Raw genomic sequence first — 16,426 nt, 5'->3', positions numbered from 1 at the left:
TTACTTGCGCGACTCAACCCCCAACTCATCCCACACCGATTCAGCCAGGTGAAAAGTCGCGTTGGCCGCCGGAATCCCGCAATAGATAGCACTCTGCATGATCACTTCCTTGATCTCGGCCCGGCTCACGCCATTGTTGGCCGCAGCACGCAGGTGCAGTTTGAGTTCTTCATTGCGGTTCATGCCGATCAGCATCGCGATGGTAATCAGGCTGCGGGTATGGCGCTCCAAACCCGGGCGGGTCCAGATATCACCCCAGGCATGGCGGGTGATCATTTCCTGAAACTCGCTGTTGAACTCGGTCAGGGCATTGAGGCTACGATCCACATGGGCATCACCCAGCACTGCGCGGCGTACTTGCATGCCTTCGTCGTAACGTTGCTTCTCGTCCACAAAAAACTCCTCAGGCCGCTAACAAAAATTGCACTACGCGCTGGCTGAAGGCATCGCCCGCCTGCACGTTGGACAGGTGTGCAGCGTAAAACTCGGCGTACTGCGCGCCACGCACATGTTCCTGAATAAAGTGGCTGCCCGCAGGCGGCGTGACGGCATCTTCAGTACCCGCAATCACCAGCGTAGGTACCTCTATGGAGCCCAATTGTTCACGAAAATCCGCATCACGCACCGCAGCACAGTTGGCGGCGTATCCTTGCGGCGAGGTCGCGGCCAGCATGTCGGTAATCCGCTTGGCCTGAGCGGGATTGGCCTGGGCAAAATCAGGGGTAAACCAGCGGGCAATGGAGGCATCGCGCAATCCGGCCATCGCCTGCGCACCGTCACGCAGGACCATGTCGATGCGCGGGTTCCATATCGCAGGCTCGCCAATTTTCGCCGCAGTGTTGCACACCACCAGCTTGTGCAAGCGAGAGCCGGCATTGATGCCCAGCCACTGGCCAATCAGGCCGCCCATCGACAGCCCGCAAAAATGCGCCCGCTCGATATGCAGCGCATCGAGCAGCGCCAGCACGTCGCCACCCAGTTGTTCAATGCTGTACGGCCCCCCGGTGACCAGAGACTGACCATGCCCGCGGGTGTCATAACGCAACACCTGGAAATGCTCGGCGAACGCCGCCACCTGGGTGTCCCACATCCCCAGATCAGTGCCCAGCGAGTTGGACAGCACCAGTACCGGCGCGCCTTGCGGGCCGTCCAGGCGGTAGTTGAGTTCACCTTCAGCGAGTTGTACACGTCCCACGAGCTTCTCCTTTAGAGGACCAACGCAAAATGTTCAGCCCGCGCACGCTCGACCCACGTCGTCGCCTGGCCAAGGTAATGGGCCGGATCGAGCAGACGATCCAGTTCCAGCGCACTGAGGTGCGCGGTGATTTGCGGCTCATCGCCCAGTACTGCACGCAAATGGAGCTGTTCGGCCACCGCCCGCTTGCAGCACTGCTCCACCAGATGGTGCGCGGTTTCACGCCCTACCCGCTGCGCCAGCACAATGCTCACCGCTTCAGCCAGCACCAGACCGTGGGTCAGATCGAGGTTTCGCGCCATGCGTGCGGCGTCCACTTCCAGGCCGCGGGCGATGTTCAATGCTTGAACCAGCGCACCGGACACCACACAGCAAATCTCGGGCAGGGTTTCCCATTCGGCATGCCACAAACCCAGGCTGCGTTCGTGTTCTTGAGGCATGGCACTGAACAGAATGCTCAGCAACCCCGGTACCCGCGTCGCGGCGCTGATCAATACCGCCGAACCCACCGGGTTGCGCTTGTGCGGCATGGTCGAAGAGCCGCCCTTGCCCGGCGCCGATGGCTCGAACACTTCAGCCGCCTCGGTCTGCATCAGCAGGCTGATATCCCGGCCAATTTTGCCCAACCCACCGGCGATCAAGCCCAGAACTGCAGCAAATTCCACCAGACGATCACGCTGGGTATGCCAGGGCTGCTCAGGCAGGCCCAGGCCCAGTTCATCAGCCAGGGCCTGTGACACCGGCATGGCCTGATCGCCAAGGGCGGCCAGGGTGCCGGAAGCTCCGCCAAACTGCAGGCACAGTAAACGCGGTTTCAACTCGTGCAGACGCTGGCGACTGCGGGTCACGGCCCCCAACCAACTGGCGATTTTCATCCCCAATGTCACCGGAGTGGCCTGCTGCAGCCAGGTGCGTCCGGCCAAAGGCGTCGTGGCATAGCGCTGGGCCTGTGCGGCGAGAACATCCGCCAGCTGCGCCATGTCACGCTCGATCAAATCCAGAGCGGCGCGCAATTGCAGGACCAGACCGCTGTCCATCACGTCCTGGCTGGTGGCGCCCAAATGCACATAACGCTCGGCTTCAGGTGCGCTGCTGGCAATCTGTTTGCCCAGCGCCTTGACCAGCGGGATCGCGGAGTTGCCGGCACTGGCGATCGCCAGGCCCAGCGCTTCGAAATCGTAGAGTTCTGCGCGACACGCGGTTGTAATCGGGGCAACCGCAGAGTGAGGTATCACTCCGACCCGGGCTTGCGCCCGGGCCAGCGCCGCTTCAACGTCGAGCATGGCCTGTACCCGGCCATGATCGCAAAACACTTGCCCCATGGCCTCTGCCGTAAAGTACGCAGCGAACAGCTGATCACTCATAAACCTTCCTTAGAAAGCGCGCGCCACAGCCGGGCGCGCGCGGGCACATCACAAATCGTGGTGCAGGTACTTGGGCTGCTTGGGCAAACGGAAGCTGAACAGGAACGCGATGGCCATCATCACCGTCACATACCAGTAGAAGCTGTTTTCCATGCCCATGGACTTGAGGCCCAGTGCAACATATTCCGCAGAACCACCAAAGATTGCGTTAGCCACGGCATAGGCCAGGCCAACACCCAGCGCCCGAACCTGGGGCGGGAACATCTCGGCTTTGACCAGGCCGCTGATCGAGGTGTAGAAGCTGACAATCGCCAGCGCCAGGGTAATCAGTACAAAGGCCAGAAACGGACTGCTGATGGTTTTCAGGGTCAACAGGATCGGCACCGTACACAGCGTACCCAGCGCGCCGAACCAGAGCATGTTGTTGCGCCGGCCGATCTTGTCCGCCAGCATGCCGAACAGCGGCTGCATGCACATATAAAGGAACAGCGCGCCGGTCATGATGTAACTGGCCGTCTTGGCGTGCATACCGGCGGTGTTCACCAGGTACTTCTGCATGTAGGTGGTAAAGGTGTAGAAAATCAGCGAGCCGCCTGCGGTGTAACCCAGTACGGTAATAAACGCCGCTTTGTGGTCGCGGAACAACGCCCTTACGCTACCTGCATCCTTGTCCTGGCGGGTTTCGGCGCTGGTGGTTTCTTTCAGCGTGCGACGCAGCAACAACGAAATCAGCGCCGCAATGGCACCGATCACAAAGGGGATGCGCCAGCCCCAGGCTCGCAGTTCATCTTCTGACAGGAACTGCTGAAGGATCACCACCACCAGCACCGCCAGCAGTTGCCCGCCGATCAGCGTCACATACTGGAAGGAGGCAAAGAAGCCGCGCTGGCCCTTGAGTGCCACTTCACTCATATAGGTTGCGGTAGTGCCGTACTCGCCACCCACCGACAAGCCTTGAAACAACCGCGCCATCAACAGCAAGGCCGGCGCCCAGGCGCCGATCGAGGCATAGGTCGGCAAAAAGGCAATGACCAGTGAGCCGGCGCACATCATCAGCACCGAGATCATCATTGAGTTCTTTCGCCCGTGCTTGTCGGCCACCCGGCCAAACAGCCAGCCACCGATGGGGCGCATCAAAAAGCCGGCAGCGAATACCCCGGCAGTGTTCAGCAACTGCACGGTAGGGTCATCGGAAGGGAAAAAAGCCGGTGCAAAGTAGATTGCACAGAAGGCGTAAACATAAAAGTCGAACCATTCGACCAGGTTGCCGGAGGACGCACCGACAATCGCAAAAATCCTTTTTTTGCGTTCCTCTCCCGTGTAGTGAGTTTCTGTTGTCATGTTTGTTTACTCATCAGGTTTTAGTTGCAATCAGACACACCTTGCAACATCTAGCGCCATCATCGCAATAAGCCGAACGACTGAGGCAGCAGTCGTCCTGCTTTAACTGTAGCTCTATCAGACCCGTTCGATAGCCAATGCCAGACCTTGCCCAACGCCCACGCACATGGTTGCCAGACCTTTCTTGCCGCCGGTTTTTTCCAGCTGATGCAAAGCCGTCATGACAATACGTGCGCCGCTCATGCCCAGTGGATGGCCCAAGGCTATAGCGCCGCCATTGGGGTTCACCTGCGGCGCGTCATCTGCCAGCCCCAGCTCGCGCAAAACCGCCAGGCCCTGGCTGGCGAAGGCTTCGTTGAGTTCGATCACGTCAAAATCGCTCACGGCCAAACCCAGGCGTTCCACCAGTTTGCGCACTGCCGGAACCGGGCCGATGCCCATCACTCGCGGTGCTACACCGGCGCTGGCCATGCCTAGTACACGGCCGCGGGCAGTCAGGCCATGACGTTTGACCGCCTCGGCCGATGCCAGGATCATCGCCGCGGCGCCGTCGTTGACCCCCGAGGCATTGCCCGCAGTGACGGTTTTGTCCGAGCCGTTGACCGGCTTGAGTTTGCCCAGGGTTTCCAGGCTGGTATCGGCACGCGGATGCTCGTCGTGCTCAACCACGGTCTCGCCTTTTTTGTGAGCAATACGCACCGGCACGATTTCTTCGGCAAAGTAGCCTGCGGCCTGGGCAGCAGCAGTCCGTTGCTGGCTGCGCAAGGCGAAAGCGTCCTGATCGGCGCGGGAAATTTTGTAATCGTCGGCCACGTTGTCGGCGGTCTGCGGCATCGGGTCGACACCGTATTGGGCTTTCATCAGCGGGTTGATAAAGCGCCAGCCGATGGTGGTGTCTTCCAGCTTCATATTGCGCGAGAACGCCGCATCAGCCTTGCCCATCACAAAGGGCGCACGGGACATCGACTCGACGCCACCGGCAATCGCCAGCTCCATCTCGCCGCTGGCTATGGCACGAAACGCCGTACCGATGGCGTCCATGCCCGAGGCACACAGGCGGTTGAGGGTCACGCCGGGAATGCTGTCCGGCAGCCCCGCCAGCAGCGCGGCCATGCGCGCCACGTTGCGGTTATCTTCACCGGCCTGGTTGGCGCAACCGAAGAACACTTCGTCGACTTCGTTCCAGTTCACCCCGGGGTTGCGCTCGATCAACGCCTTGATCGGCGCGGCGGCCAGATCATCAGCACGTACGGCGGCCAAGCCACCGCCAAAACGGCCGATGGGGGTACGAATCGCGTCGCAGATATAGACTTCACGCATCACGCTTCTCCCGGTGCCTGGCCGTGGGCAAGCGCAGTGCGCGCTTCCAGATCACGCAGGGCACCGAGTTCGACGGCACTCGGGGCTGCGGTTTCTTGCACATTATCGGCGAAGCGAATGGCCCAGCCGGTGGCAGCAATGACCTGCTCACGGGTCACGCCCGGGTGCAGTGCGGTGACTACAAATTCGTTGGTCTGTTCTTCAGGTTCCATCGTGCACAGGTCGGTAATGATTCCCACCGGCCCGGCCCCCGGCAGCCCCAGACGTTTGCGCGAGTCGCCGCCCTCGCCGTGGCCCACAGAGGTAATGAAGTCCAGCTTGTCGACAAATGAACGGGCCGACTGTTTGAGGATGATCAGCACGCTTTTTGCGGAACCGGCGATCTCCGGTGCCCCACCCGCCCCCGGCAGGCGCACTTTAGGCTGGTGATAATCACCCACCACTGTGGTGTTGATATTGCCGAAACGGTCGACCTGGGCGGCGCCCAGAAAGCCCACATCCACCCGGCCGCCCTGCAGCCAGTAACGGAAGATTTCACTGGTGGAGACCACGGTGTCAGCCGTTTCCGCCAGTTCACCGTCGCCAATCGACAGCGGCAACACATCAGGCTTGGCCCCAATCGGGCCGGATTCGTAGATCAGCACCACATCCGGAGATGAGGTCAGACGCGCCAGGTTGGCCGCCTTGGAAGGCAAGCCAATGCCGACAAAACACACCGAACCGTTTTTCAAACGGCGGGCCGCCGCTACGGTCATCATTTCATTGGTGGTGTAAGTCATTATTTAGCCTCCGAAGCGCGGGCCAGCTTGGCCTGGAACTCACTGAAATTCGCTGTGCCGTGGATGTATTCATTGATCCAGGCAGTAAAGGTCTCACGGTCGCGGGCAATCGGGTCCCACGCCTGATAGAAGCGGTTATCACGCTCGGTGTAACCATGAGCATAGGAAGGATGCGCCCCACCCGGCACATGGCACACTGCGCTCAAGGCCCAGGTCGGCAGTACACAGGCATTCATGGGCGCTTGCAGGTCATCGACGATTTCTTCAACGGTGACGATGCAGCGCTTGGCTGCCAGTGCTGCTTCTTTTTGGACCCCCAGGATGCCCCACAGCAGCACGTTGCCCTTGCGGTCAGCCTTTTGCGCATGGATCACCGTGACATCAGGGCGTACCGACGGCACTGCGGCCAAAACTTCACCAGTGAACGGGCAGGTCACGGTCTTGATCAGCGGGTTGACCTTGGGCAGATCAGAACCGGCGTAGGCACGCAGCACCGCAAATGGTAGGCCCGAGGCACCCGCAACGTAGGCATTGGCCAGATCGGCGTGGCTGTGTTCTTCAATTTCCAGTGCTTGCGGCCACTGTTTTTCAACGGCGTCGCGCAGACGGTGCAGCGAGCCCACGCCCGGATTGCCGCCCCAGGAGAAAATCAATTTGCGCGCACAACCGGCACCGATCAACTGGTCATAAACCAGGTCAGGCGTCATCCGCACCAGGGTCAGATCTTTCTTGCCCTGACGGATGATTTCATGACCCGCTGCAGTCGGGATCAAGTGGGTGAAACCTTCGAGGGCAACGGTGTCACCATCACTCACAAATTGTTTCACCGCGTCGTGTAACGAAATGATGTCTGCCATCTGGGGTAGCTCCCGTTTCTTGTAGGCCACTGCGGTTGAAGAAGGTGCGCCAGAGCGGCACCGGATGTTCAGCAGATTAAGCCGCAGCTTTGGCCCAAACAATCCGATAATCGACTATGTGTTCGTTAATCGAACACATAGTTAGCATGCTGCCTATCAGGTTGCATCGGCATGGCTGACCATGCCTTTGATCAGTACTGCCGCCGTTGCCAGAGCGGCCGGAATCACCAGCGCGGTCAGCACTTGCTCGAAGTTCCAGCCCAGTCCCAGCAGGGTTGCACCCATCCAGGCCCCCAGAATGGCGCCGAAGCGACCGATGCCTAGCATCCACGACACACCGGTGGCACGACCCTGAGTCGGGTAGAAGCGTGCCGCCAAAGATGGCATCGCCGATTGCGCACCGTTCACACACATACCCGCCACCAGCACCAAGGTGGCAAGCACGGTGATATTGCCCAGGCTCTGGCCTACTGCGTAGGCAAACACCCCGGCCAGCAGGTAGAAAATACCGATCACTTTGTGCGGATTGAACCGGTCCATTGCCCAGCCCACCCCTACCGCACTCAGCACACCGCCAAACTGGAACAATGCACCGATAAACGCCGCCTGCTCCATGCTCGCGCCACTGTCACGCATCAGCGTCGGCAGCCAACTGGTCAGCAGGTAAACAATCACCAGCCCCATAAAGTAGGTGAGCCAGAGCAACAGGGTGCCGGTGCTGTAGGTGCCGGAAAAGATCACGGCAAACACGTTGCGTGCCTTCACGGTTTTCTGCTCCGGCACGCTGAAGCTCGACGCCCGGGCCACCTGCGCAGGGTCGATCGGGGCCAGGGTCTTGCGGATGCGTTCGACACTGCGGTTGCGCACCACCAGGTAGCGCGCCGATTCCGGCAACCAGAACAGCAACACCACGGCAAGAATCAGCGGCAGTACACCGCCGATCAGCAACAGGCTGTGCCAGCCGAACATCGGAATCAGCTTGGCCGAGACAAACCCGCCGCCTGCCATGCCGAGGTTGAAGCCGCAAAACATGCTGGTCACCAGCAACGACTTGTGACGCTCGGGGGTGTACTCCGAGAGCAAGGTGGTGGCGTTGGGCATCCCGGCCCCCAACCCCAACCCGGTCAAAAAGCGCAGTACCAACAGTTGATCGACGTTGCTGGCGTAGGCCGAAGCCAGGCTGAAGCCGCCAAACACCAACACAGCCGAGACCAGTACCACTTTGCGACCAAAACGATCCGCCAATGGCCCGGAGCCCAGGGCGCCAAACACCATGCCTATCAGCGCAGCGCTCATTACCGGGCCCAGGCTGGCGCGATCAATTCCCCAGTCCTGGGACAGGGCAGGCGCAATAAAGCCCATGGCCGCCGTGTCCAGGCCATCGAGGAAGACAATCAGAAAACACAGGATCACCACCCGCCATTGATAACGCGACAGGGGTTGGGCGTTGATAAAGGACTGCACATCGAGGCAGTTGCCGACAGAAGACTGGGGTGAATTCATTATTTTTATACCAGGTAAACATCAGGGCGAACGAAAACCGGCCAAGGGCCAGCGGCTCACACTAAAAGCTATCGGGGAATCAGAAGGTCGGCGGGCGATTGCGCTGTGGCAGCGTCAGGGAGACAGTCATGGCTTGCGGCCTCTTTTCATTATTATTGGGCCTGCCCGTCAAGGACGCTTGAGCGGATTTGCGAGGCAGTGCTAAGGCGACATTAATCAGCCTGCTGCTGCCACGCAATTCGATAAACGCTTAACTGTGCGTTTATCGAACACTTAGTGGCTGCGTATCAGCTGAATAGCTGGGTGCTCAGCTCGCGACTGGCATTGAGCATGATCGGCAAAAAGCGCTGCTCCAGCTCCGTACGCGTGACCCGCCCGGCGTGAGTGCTGACGTTAAGGGCTGCCAGCACTTGCCCCGAAGCGTCGTACACCGGCACGGCAATCGAACGCAGACCTTGCTCCAGCTCCTGATCGACTACACACCAGCCTTGCTCGCGGACCTGCTGCAAGCATTCAAGCAACGCCTCGGGAGTGTGCAGGGTGCGACTGGTCTTGGCCTGAAACTCACCGTGGGCCAGGTATTCGTGCAGGGTCACGTCGTCCAGCGCCGCCAGCAGGATGCGGCCCATTGAGGTGCAATAAGCGGGCAAGCGGCCGCCGACCGACAGATCAACCGAAATCAAGCGCTGGGTGGTGGCCGACCGGGCGATATATAGAATGTCATCGCCTTCGAGGGTGGCCATGTTGCACGCCTCGTGCAATTGCTCGCTCATGCGATCCAGATAGGGCTGGGCCGTTACTGCCAGCGGCGTCGATGAAAGGTAGGCATGGCCCAGGGTCAGGACTTTGGGCAGCAGCGAATAAGTGCGCCCGTCCGTGGTCGCATAGCCGAGCTTGATCAGGGTATAGAGGCAGCGACGAACCGCCGCCCGAGGAATTTCCGTGCGATGGCTGATCTGTGCGATGGTCAGATGCCGTTTGCGCTCCTGAAACGCCTGCACCACCGCCAGGCCACGGGCCAGCGAGGACATAAAGTCAGGATCACCGGTAAACGCCTGAATGCGCTTGGCCGGCGACGCCACAATCGGTGGCGCGATACTGGCAACGGCATTGTGCAGTCGATCATTCATTCCCAACCCCCAGCTTCAGCTATTTATAGTTATGCTTTGTCGGCCGATTATCGAACCACTGGCCGATAATCGCAATCCGTCGTATGCCGGGGCGCTGCAAACATGATTTTGTACGATCTTGAATCATTCTAGTTGAGTGACAATTCTTTCACTTGGGGTTTATTACAATCAGACGCATCCGCTAAATGATAGAAAACGTCTGTCTTATATGTATTCAGGTCAAGTTCAGCTCAGGCCTTAAATAACTTGATGGCCAATTACCCGGGTGCGGTACTAATAGAGGCCTGCATGCTCAGCTCAGGCTAATTCACAAATATTCATAACACATCACACTCCAGCAAGTTGACGCATACGAAGTTATTCGGCGATAGTAGTAGCACTTCTCGGCCATTGAGAAAGGGCAAGTTATCCAGAGCACAAGATCAAGCCTGTGCGGCATATTGGATCCAACCAAGGGGTTGCGTTCGCTGGCGGCTCGCAGCTTGCCCGGCACGTGCATCGCGTGTTGTTCCCTACGGAGTGAACATTTGAAACGGCGACGTTCATGTTCCTGTTAATGACGTGGCCGAGTGCATTATGTGGTGTATGTAAGCGTGACGTTATTTATAGGCCTTTGTCTTATTGCCTGACATTCGTCAAATGAATCAACCTCCACGCAAGGTGATTCACCCGGTTCAAACTCAACTCAATTAGGTAAGACAGTGACAAAAGACGAACTGCGCGCAGAACTTGAGCGACAGGAACAACGATTCAAGGATGTTTACGGTGGTGAAGTGACCACCTACGCTGCCAAACCCGAGCCCGGACGCAAACCCTGGCGCAAACGGGCCAGCCTGCTCGACCAGGCATTCACTGAAGAAATCCAGAAGATCGAAAAAGAGCTCAAGACCGAAGAGCCCTGACCTGTACCTGAAAACCTGCCAGACAGCCCCTGCTGCCCCTTGCGTGCTCACCATTTGCATGAGTGGGTATGGCTGTTTGCTATGCCAGAAGCTGAACCAGCACCGTCGCACCCTCTGATTTAAGAAATTTCATCTATCCAAATCAGACCTGCGCCACGGCGTACGTACGCCCCTGGAAAAGCCCTATAGCCTTTGCTATCAGTGGCTTGAAGGGAATTCCCTACGCTAGCTCTCAGCGGATTCTTACAGGTTTTTTCATTTATAGATGTTACCAACGGGCAGCTAGTGCATTGATTAGCGGGGTTTTCTGGCATAATCCGCCCCCCTTTATGACCGTGTCAGAAAACCTTCATGATCGATCTATTAAGCGGATTGGACGCCTGGGTTCTTATCAGCCTCTTCTTCGCCCTAGCCTTTGTTCTCGCGTTTGAGTTCATCAACGGCTTTCATGACACCGCAAACGCGGTAGCGACTGTCATCTACACCAAAGCAATGCCGCCTCACCTGGCGGTGTTCTTTTCCGGTGTATTCAACTTCCTCGGCGTTCTGTTGGGCGGGGTCGGCGTGGCTTATGCCATCGTTCACCTGCTGCCGGTAGAGCTGCTGGTCAATGTAAACACCGGACATGGCCTGGCCATGGTGTTCTCGTTGCTTGCAGCCGCCATCACCTGGAACCTCGGTACCTGGTACTTCGGCATCCCTGCTTCAAGCTCGCACACCCTGATCGGCTCGATCCTTGGCGTGGGCCTGGCCAATGCCCTGATCAGCGGCATTCCGGTCAGTGACGGGGTTAACTGGCAGAAGGCTATCGATATTGGTGCCTCGCTGGTGTTCTCGCCAATCGCCGGTTTCGTGGTTGCGGGCCTGGTGCTGGTCGGCCTGAAGTGGTGGCGTCCGGGGTCCAAGATGCACAAGACCCCCGAGCAGCGCCGCAAGCTGGATGACAAGAAGCACCCGCCGTTCTGGAACCGACTGGTTCTGGTGATCTCGGCCATGGCGGTAAGCTTTGTGCACGGTTCCAACGATGGCCAGAAAGGCATCGGCCTGATCATGCTGGTCCTGATCGGCATCGTGCCAAGCGCTTTCGTTCTGGATCTGAACAGCACCACTTATCAGATCGAACGCACCCGCGACGCCACCCTGCACCTGAGCCAGTTCTACGAGCGCAACAACGCTTCGCTGAGCGAGTTCCTGGCTCTGGGCAAAAGTGTCAAAGGCGACCTGCCGGATCAGTTCAGCTGCAACCCGCAGCAGACCGAACCGACCATCGCAGCCCTGTTGACCTCGCTCAAAGGCGTGGCGGACTACCACTCGATCCCGGCTGAAAAGCGTATCGAAATCCGTCGCTACCTGCTGTGCCTGGATGACACCGCGAAGAAGGTCAGTAAATTGCCAATTCTTGAATCCCGCGAAAAAGCGGACCTCGAGAAACTGCGCAAAGACCTGACCGCCACCACCGAATACGCTCCGTTCTGGGTGATCCTGGCTGTTGCACTGGCCCTGGGCCTGGGCACCATGGTTGGCTGGAAGCGCGTGGTCAAAACCATCGGCGAGAAGATCGGCAAGCAGGGCATGACCTATGCCCAGGGCATGGCCGCGCAAATCACCACGGCTTTTGCCATCGGCATGGCCAACATCTTCTCCCTGCCGGTATCGACGACTCATATCCTGTCGTCGGGCGTAGCGGGCACCATGGTCGCCAATAAAAGCGGCCTGCAAGGTGGCACCATCAAGACCATCCTGATGGCGTGGGTGCTGACCCTGCCTGCCACCATCGCACTGTCTGCGACGCTGTTCTGGCTGGCTTCCAAAGTTCTCGCCTGATAGCTGCGCTGCACAAAAAAGGTACGACCCTCACGGGTCGTACCTTTTTTTATGCCCAGCCATTATGCAGACCTTGTGGGAGTGGGCTTGCCCGCGATGCCATCGGCTCAGTGTTCCTGACAGATCGTGTTGCCTGCATCGCGAGCAGGCTCGCTCCCACACAAGACAAAACACACAGGCAAAAAAATAGGCGACCGAAGTCGCCCAAAATGCCTTGCGTGCTCATGCCATGAAAAGACTCGGCGCTATTTGCGCTTCTGGGAGTCTTTCCAGATAAAAATGCCCAGGCCAGCGAAGAACAACACCATGAGGCCGACGGTAAGTACTCCGGCGATAACCACATTATCGAGAAACATGACGGCCTCCTGTGCGCTGATTGTCTGTCTGTGAAGCTAGATTAACCAGACACGCAGGCGCACAACTTGACCGGGATCAATAGTGATCCACGGCCAGCCGGCAGTTGAGGGAGTTAGTTGACGCAGATCATCGAAAACGCGGCGGTTCAGCGCTTTTTCGGTTTTTTCTTCGGCTTTTTCGCCGCTTTTACCAACGGCATTGCCTGTTCGAACGCCTTGCGCACTTCGTTCAGGCGTTTTTCGTTGAGGTCGTGCACCCGTTTTGCGCGCTCGGCGCCCAGGTCAACCAGCTTGGTGTCTTGGCTCATAAGCAAATCAGACCACTGTCAGTATGTTTCAGTACGCCAATAATGCGACGCACATCCGGCCCTGACCAGAAAAAACCACCTAGACCTTGATATCGACCCACACACCCTGGCGCTGCATGCCATCAACCTGGGGCTTGTCTGGCGCAATGTCATCACTGCCCGACGCTGTCTCATCGCCCTGTTCCAGAGCCTCACGACGGCGCTTGTCGTGCTGGCGCTGCTGTTCTTCGCGCAATAACAACGTGGCCTGATCGGCATCGCTGTGTTTGAGGTCAATCGCACTCTCGCTGGAAGTGGCCTGCGCAGATGCAACAGGAGGGATGTCCGGTCGCGGACGAACCGGGTCCTGCCCCGAGGTCACAGGGACAACGCCAAGCGGCAAAATGGACGGCAGCATCGTTATTGTTCTCCTGTCGGCAGACTGTCGGTGCCAGCCAGTGGTCACTGGCCACTGGTCGATAACTGCGTTGGGATCCTGGCAAACCGCACAGCTTTTTGTGAGAGTCCTTTGGACTGAGGCCCTTGATCCGTTAATATACTCGGCTTTTTCAAAGCGGGAGTCAGGCAGCATGGCGCAGCAGTATCAACCGGGGCAACGCTGGATTAGTGACAGCGAAGCAGAGCTAGGTTTGGGCACCGTTCTGGCACAGGACGGTCGCTTGTTGACCGTGCTCTATCCGGCCACTGGCGAAACCCGCCAATATTCGCTGCGCAACGCACCGCTCACGCGTGTACGGTTTTCGCCGGGTGACACCATCATCCACTTCGAAGGCTGGAAGATGACCGTGCGCGAAGTCGAGGACGTTGACGGCCTGATGGTCTACCACGGCCTCAACGAGCGAAACGAAGCCGTTACCCTGCCAGAAACCCAACTGTCGAACTTTATCCAGTTCCGTCTGGCCAGTGACCGCCTGTTTGCCGGGCAAATCGACCCGCTGTCCTGGTTCTCGCTGCGCTACCACACTCTCGAACACACCAGCCGCCAGTTGCAATCGCCGCTGTGGGGCCTAGGTGGCGTTCGTGCGCAGCCTATCGCGCACCAATTGCACATTGCCCGTGAAGTTGCTGACCGCATCGCGCCCCGGGTTTTGCTGGCCGACGAAGTGGGCCTGGGCAAAACCATCGAAGCCGGTCTGGTGATTCACCGCCAACTACTCAGTGGCCGTGCCAACCGTGTATTGATCGTAGTTCCGGAAAACCTGCAGCACCAATGGCTGGTCGAGATGCGTCGACGCTTCAACCTTGAAGTGGCGCTGTTCGATGAAGAACGCTTTATCGAAAGCGACGCCAGCAACCCCTTCGAAGACTGCCAACTGGCCCTGGTTGCACTGGAATGGCTGGTGGACGATCCCAAGGCCCAGGCAGCGCTGTTTGATGCCGACTGGGACCTGCTGGTGGTCGACGAAGCGCACCACCTGGTGTGGCACGAAGACAACGTCAGCCCGGAGTACGGCCTGGTCGAACAGCTCGCCGGTGTAATCCCCGGCGTGTTGCTGCTCACTGCCACCCCGGAACAACTGGGCCAGGACAGTCACTTTGCACGCCTGCGCCTGCTGGACCCGAACCGTTTCCACGACCTGGCCGCCTTCCGCGCCGAAAGCGAAAACTATCGCCCGGTAGCTCAGGCCGTGCAGGAACTGCTGGATAAAGGCAGCCTGTCCCCTGAAGCCCACCAAACCATCCACGGCTTCCTCGGTGCCGAAGGCGATGCCTTGCTGGCTGCCGTCAATGATGGCGATGCCGAAGCCAGCGCCCGCCTGGTTCGTGAGCTGCTTGACCGCCACGGCACCGGCCGCGTTTTGTTCCGTAACACCCGCGCCGCAATCCAGGGCTTCCCGGAACGCAAGCTGCACGCCTACCCGCTACCGTGCCCGGCTGAATACCTTGAGCTGCCGCTGGGTGAACACGCCGAGCTGTACCCTGAAGTCAGCTTCCAGGCCCAGCCGGACGCCAGCGATGAAGAACGCTGGTGGAACTTCGACCCGCGCGTCGAATGGCTGATCGACACCCTTAAAATGCTCAAGCGCACCAAGGTTCTGGTGATTTGCGCCCACGCAGAAACCGCGATGGACCTGGAAGACGCCCTGCGCGTGCGTTCCGGTATTCCTGCGACGGTCTTCCACGAAGGCATGAACATTCTGGAGCGCGACCGTGCTGCGGCTTACTTCGCAGACGAAGAATTCGGCGCCCAGGTACTGATCTGTTCCGAAATCGGCAGTGAAGGTCGTAACTTCCAGTTTGCCCATCACCTGGTGCTGTTCGACCTGCCGGCCCACCCGGACTTGCTGGAGCAGCGGATCGGCCGTCTGGACCGGATCGGCCAGAAGCACGTGATCGAACTGCATGTGCCGTACCTTGAGACCAGTCCGCAACAGCGCCTGTTCCAGTGGTACCACGAAGCCCTGAACGCGTTCCTCAATACCTGCCCGACCGGTAACGCCCTGCAACACCAGTTCGGCCCGCGCCTGCTGCCGTTGCTTGAAGCGGCGGACGATCAAGAGTGGCAAGCACTGATCGACGAAGCCCGGGTTGAACGCGAGCGTCTGGAGCAAGAGCTGCACACGGGCCGCGACCGTCTGCTGGAGCTCAACTCCGGTGGTTCGGGTGAAGGGGAAGCGCTGGTTGAGGCGATTCTTGAGCAGGACGATCAGTTCACCCTGCCGATCTACATGGAAACCCTGTTCAACGCCTTTGGCATCGACAGCGAAGACCATTCGGAGAACGCACTGATCCTCAAACCGAGCGAAAAAATGCTCGACGCCAGCTTCCCCCTGGGCGACGACGAAGGTGTGACCATCACCTACGATCGCGACCAGGCGCTGTCGCGCGAAGACATGCAGTTCATCACCTGGGAACACCCGATGGTGCAAGGCGGCATGGACCTGGTGCTGTCGGGTTCGATGGGCAACACCGCCGTCGCCCTGATCAAGAACAAGGCCCTCAAGCCGGGTACCGTCCTGCTTGAGCTGATTTACGTCAGTGAAGTGGTTGCCCCGCGCTCCCTGCAACTGGGCCGCTACCTGCCGCCTGCCGCCCTGCGCTGCCTGCTCGATGCCAATGGCAACGACTTGTCGTCGCGCGTGGCCTTCGACACCTTGAACGAACAGCTGGAAAGCGTACCCCGCGCCAGCGCCAACAAATTCGTTCAGGCCCAGCGTGACCAGCTGACGCCGAAGATCAACGCCGGTGAAGCCAAGATTGCGCCACGTCACGCCGAGCGTGTGGCCGAAGCCCAGCGCCGTCTGGCAGCCGACACCGAAGAAGAACTGGCACGTCTGACCGCCCTGCAGGCAGTCAACCCAAGCGTGCGCGACAGCGAACTGATTGCCTTGCGCAAGCAGCGCGAACAGAGCCTGGCCATGCTTGAGAAAGCGGCCCTGCGCCTCGAAGCCATCCGGGTGCTGGTAGCGGGTTAAAATCCGCAAACATGTAGTCGCTGCCGCAGGCTGCGAAGGGGGGCGTAGCCCCCCGTTTTCTTCAAGCTCGCGCAATTGCCTCGCAGCCTGCGGCAGCGACTACAATCGCGCATCAACACTTACAACTATAA

The 16,426-nt window shown here is 59.1% G+C and carries 15 protein-coding genes; 3 read left to right on the top strand and 12 right to left on the bottom strand.

Annotated elements, in window-relative coordinates; genetic code table 11:
* From pcaC to pcaR, 9 genes are all read right to left on the bottom strand, one after another.
* Complete coding sequence (gene pcaC / locus CJU81_RS15210) at positions 1-393, bottom strand: 4-carboxymuconolactone decarboxylase (protein WP_095037310.1); 393 nt, start codon at positions 391-393, stop codon at positions 1-3.
* A gap of 10 nt (positions 394-403) precedes the next feature.
* A complete protein-coding gene (pcaD, locus tag CJU81_RS15205) occupies positions 404-1,195 on the bottom strand; it encodes a 3-oxoadipate enol-lactonase (protein ID WP_095037309.1) in 792 nt (263 codons plus the stop codon).
* Between the two features lie 11 nt (positions 1,196-1,206).
* On the bottom strand, positions 1,207-2,559 hold the full coding sequence (locus tag CJU81_RS15200) for a 3-carboxy-cis,cis-muconate cycloisomerase (RefSeq protein ID WP_095037308.1): 1,353 nt from the start codon (positions 2,557-2,559) through the stop codon (positions 1,207-1,209).
* Positions 2,560-2,607: 48 nt separating this feature from the next.
* The gene (locus CJU81_RS15195) at positions 2,608-3,900 is read right to left on the bottom strand and encodes an MFS family transporter (protein WP_095037307.1); all 1,293 of its coding nucleotides are present in this window, start codon (positions 3,898-3,900) and stop codon (positions 2,608-2,610) included.
* 117 nt (positions 3,901-4,017) lie between these two features.
* On the bottom strand, positions 4,018-5,223 hold the full coding sequence (pcaF, locus tag CJU81_RS15190) for a 3-oxoadipyl-CoA thiolase (RefSeq protein WP_176464852.1): 1,206 nt from the start codon (positions 5,221-5,223) through the stop codon (positions 4,018-4,020).
* On the bottom strand, positions 5,220-6,002 hold the full coding sequence (locus tag CJU81_RS15185) for a CoA-transferase subunit beta (RefSeq protein ID WP_176464854.1): 783 nt from the start codon (positions 6,000-6,002) through the stop codon (positions 5,220-5,222). Before CJU81_RS15185 ends, pcaF begins: the two co-directional genes overlap by 4 nt.
* Positions 5,999-6,856 (bottom strand): CoA transferase subunit A, encoded by an 858-nt coding sequence (locus tag CJU81_RS15180; protein ID WP_095029127.1) that lies wholly within the window; start codon positions 6,854-6,856, stop codon positions 5,999-6,001. The genes CJU81_RS15185 and CJU81_RS15180 overlap by 4 nt, the downstream gene beginning before the upstream one ends.
* A gap of 156 nt (positions 6,857-7,012) precedes the next feature.
* Positions 7,013-8,359: an MFS transporter gene (locus CJU81_RS15175; RefSeq protein ID WP_095037304.1), complete on the bottom strand. Its 1,347-nt coding sequence runs from the start codon at positions 8,357-8,359 to the stop codon at positions 7,013-7,015.
* Positions 8,360-8,646: 287 nt separating this feature from the next.
* Entirely contained in the window at positions 8,647-9,489 is an 843-nt protein-coding gene (gene pcaR / locus CJU81_RS15170; RefSeq protein WP_095029129.1) for a pca regulon transcriptional regulator PcaR, read from the bottom strand.
* A gap of 701 nt (positions 9,490-10,190) precedes the next feature.
* Between pcaR and CJU81_RS15165 the strand changes: the two genes are divergently transcribed.
* Positions 10,191-10,391: a hypothetical protein gene (locus tag CJU81_RS15165; protein WP_095029130.1), complete on the top strand. Its 201-nt coding sequence runs from the start codon at positions 10,191-10,193 to the stop codon at positions 10,389-10,391.
* 351 nt (positions 10,392-10,742) lie between these two features.
* A complete protein-coding gene (locus CJU81_RS15160; protein WP_095029131.1) occupies positions 10,743-12,215 on the top strand; it encodes an inorganic phosphate transporter in 1,473 nt (490 codons plus the stop codon).
* Between the two features lie 245 nt (positions 12,216-12,460).
* Here CJU81_RS15160 and ccoM read toward each other — a convergent pair whose 3' ends face one another.
* From ccoM to CJU81_RS15150, 3 genes are all read right to left on the bottom strand, one after another.
* Positions 12,461-12,571: a cytochrome c oxidase subunit CcoM gene (ccoM, locus tag CJU81_RS24350; protein ID WP_016779744.1), complete on the bottom strand. Its 111-nt coding sequence runs from the start codon at positions 12,569-12,571 to the stop codon at positions 12,461-12,463.
* A gap of 146 nt (positions 12,572-12,717) precedes the next feature.
* The gene (locus tag CJU81_RS24085; protein ID WP_095029132.1) at positions 12,718-12,879 is read right to left on the bottom strand and encodes a hypothetical protein; all 162 of its coding nucleotides are present in this window, start codon (positions 12,877-12,879) and stop codon (positions 12,718-12,720) included.
* Positions 12,880-12,958: 79 nt separating this feature from the next.
* A complete protein-coding gene (locus CJU81_RS15150; RefSeq protein ID WP_095037303.1) occupies positions 12,959-13,276 on the bottom strand; it encodes an aspartate-semialdehyde dehydrogenase in 318 nt (105 codons plus the stop codon).
* Positions 13,277-13,448: 172 nt separating this feature from the next.
* Here CJU81_RS15150 and rapA point away from each other — a divergent pair, with 172 nt between their 5' ends.
* Positions 13,449-16,295 carry an RNA polymerase-associated protein RapA gene (rapA, locus tag CJU81_RS15145; RefSeq protein ID WP_095037302.1) on the top strand — a complete coding sequence of 949 codons (2,847 nt, stop codon included), beginning with the start codon at positions 13,449-13,451 and terminating at the stop codon, positions 16,293-16,295.
* Positions 16,296-16,426 lie beyond the last annotated feature (131 nt).

Origin of the sequence: Pseudomonas fragi (assembly GCF_002269505.1) — a bacterium.
Taxonomy (GTDB): Bacteria; Pseudomonadota; Gammaproteobacteria; order Pseudomonadales; family Pseudomonadaceae; genus Aquipseudomonas; species Aquipseudomonas fragi_D.
Note: the sequence above shows the minus strand (reverse complement) of the source record. Positions and strands in the feature narration are given on the sequence as shown.

Bases quoted from the DNA above. Each gene is read 5' to 3' on its own strand.
- CJU81_RS15180 (WP_095029127.1), bottom strand. From the start codon at position 6,856: ATGGCAGACATCATTTCGTTACACGACGCGGTGAAACAATTTGTGAGT.
- CJU81_RS15175 (WP_095037304.1), bottom strand. From the start codon at position 8,359: ATGAATTCACCCCAGTCTTCTGTCGGCAACTGCCTCGATGTGCAGTCC.
- CJU81_RS24085 (WP_095029132.1), bottom strand. From the start codon at position 12,879: ATGAGCCAAGACACCAAGCTGGTTGACCTGGGCGCCGAGCGCGCAAAA.
- CJU81_RS15195 (WP_095037307.1), bottom strand. From the start codon at position 3,900: ATGACAACAGAAACTCACTACACGGGAGAGGAACGCAAAAAAAGGATT.
- ccoM (WP_016779744.1), bottom strand. From the start codon at position 12,571: ATGTTTCTCGATAATGTGGTTATCGCCGGAGTACTTACCGTCGGCCTC.
- CJU81_RS15160 (WP_095029131.1), top strand. From the start codon at position 10,743: ATGATCGATCTATTAAGCGGATTGGACGCCTGGGTTCTTATCAGCCTC.
- rapA (WP_095037302.1), top strand. From the start codon at position 13,449: ATGGCGCAGCAGTATCAACCGGGGCAACGCTGGATTAGTGACAGCGAA.
- CJU81_RS15200 (WP_095037308.1), bottom strand. From the start codon at position 2,559: ATGAGTGATCAGCTGTTCGCTGCGTACTTTACGGCAGAGGCCATGGGG.
- CJU81_RS15150 (WP_095037303.1), bottom strand. From the start codon at position 13,276: ATGCTGCCGTCCATTTTGCCGCTTGGCGTTGTCCCTGTGACCTCGGGG.
- pcaR (WP_095029129.1), bottom strand. From the start codon at position 9,489: ATGAATGATCGACTGCACAATGCCGTTGCCAGTATCGCGCCACCGATT.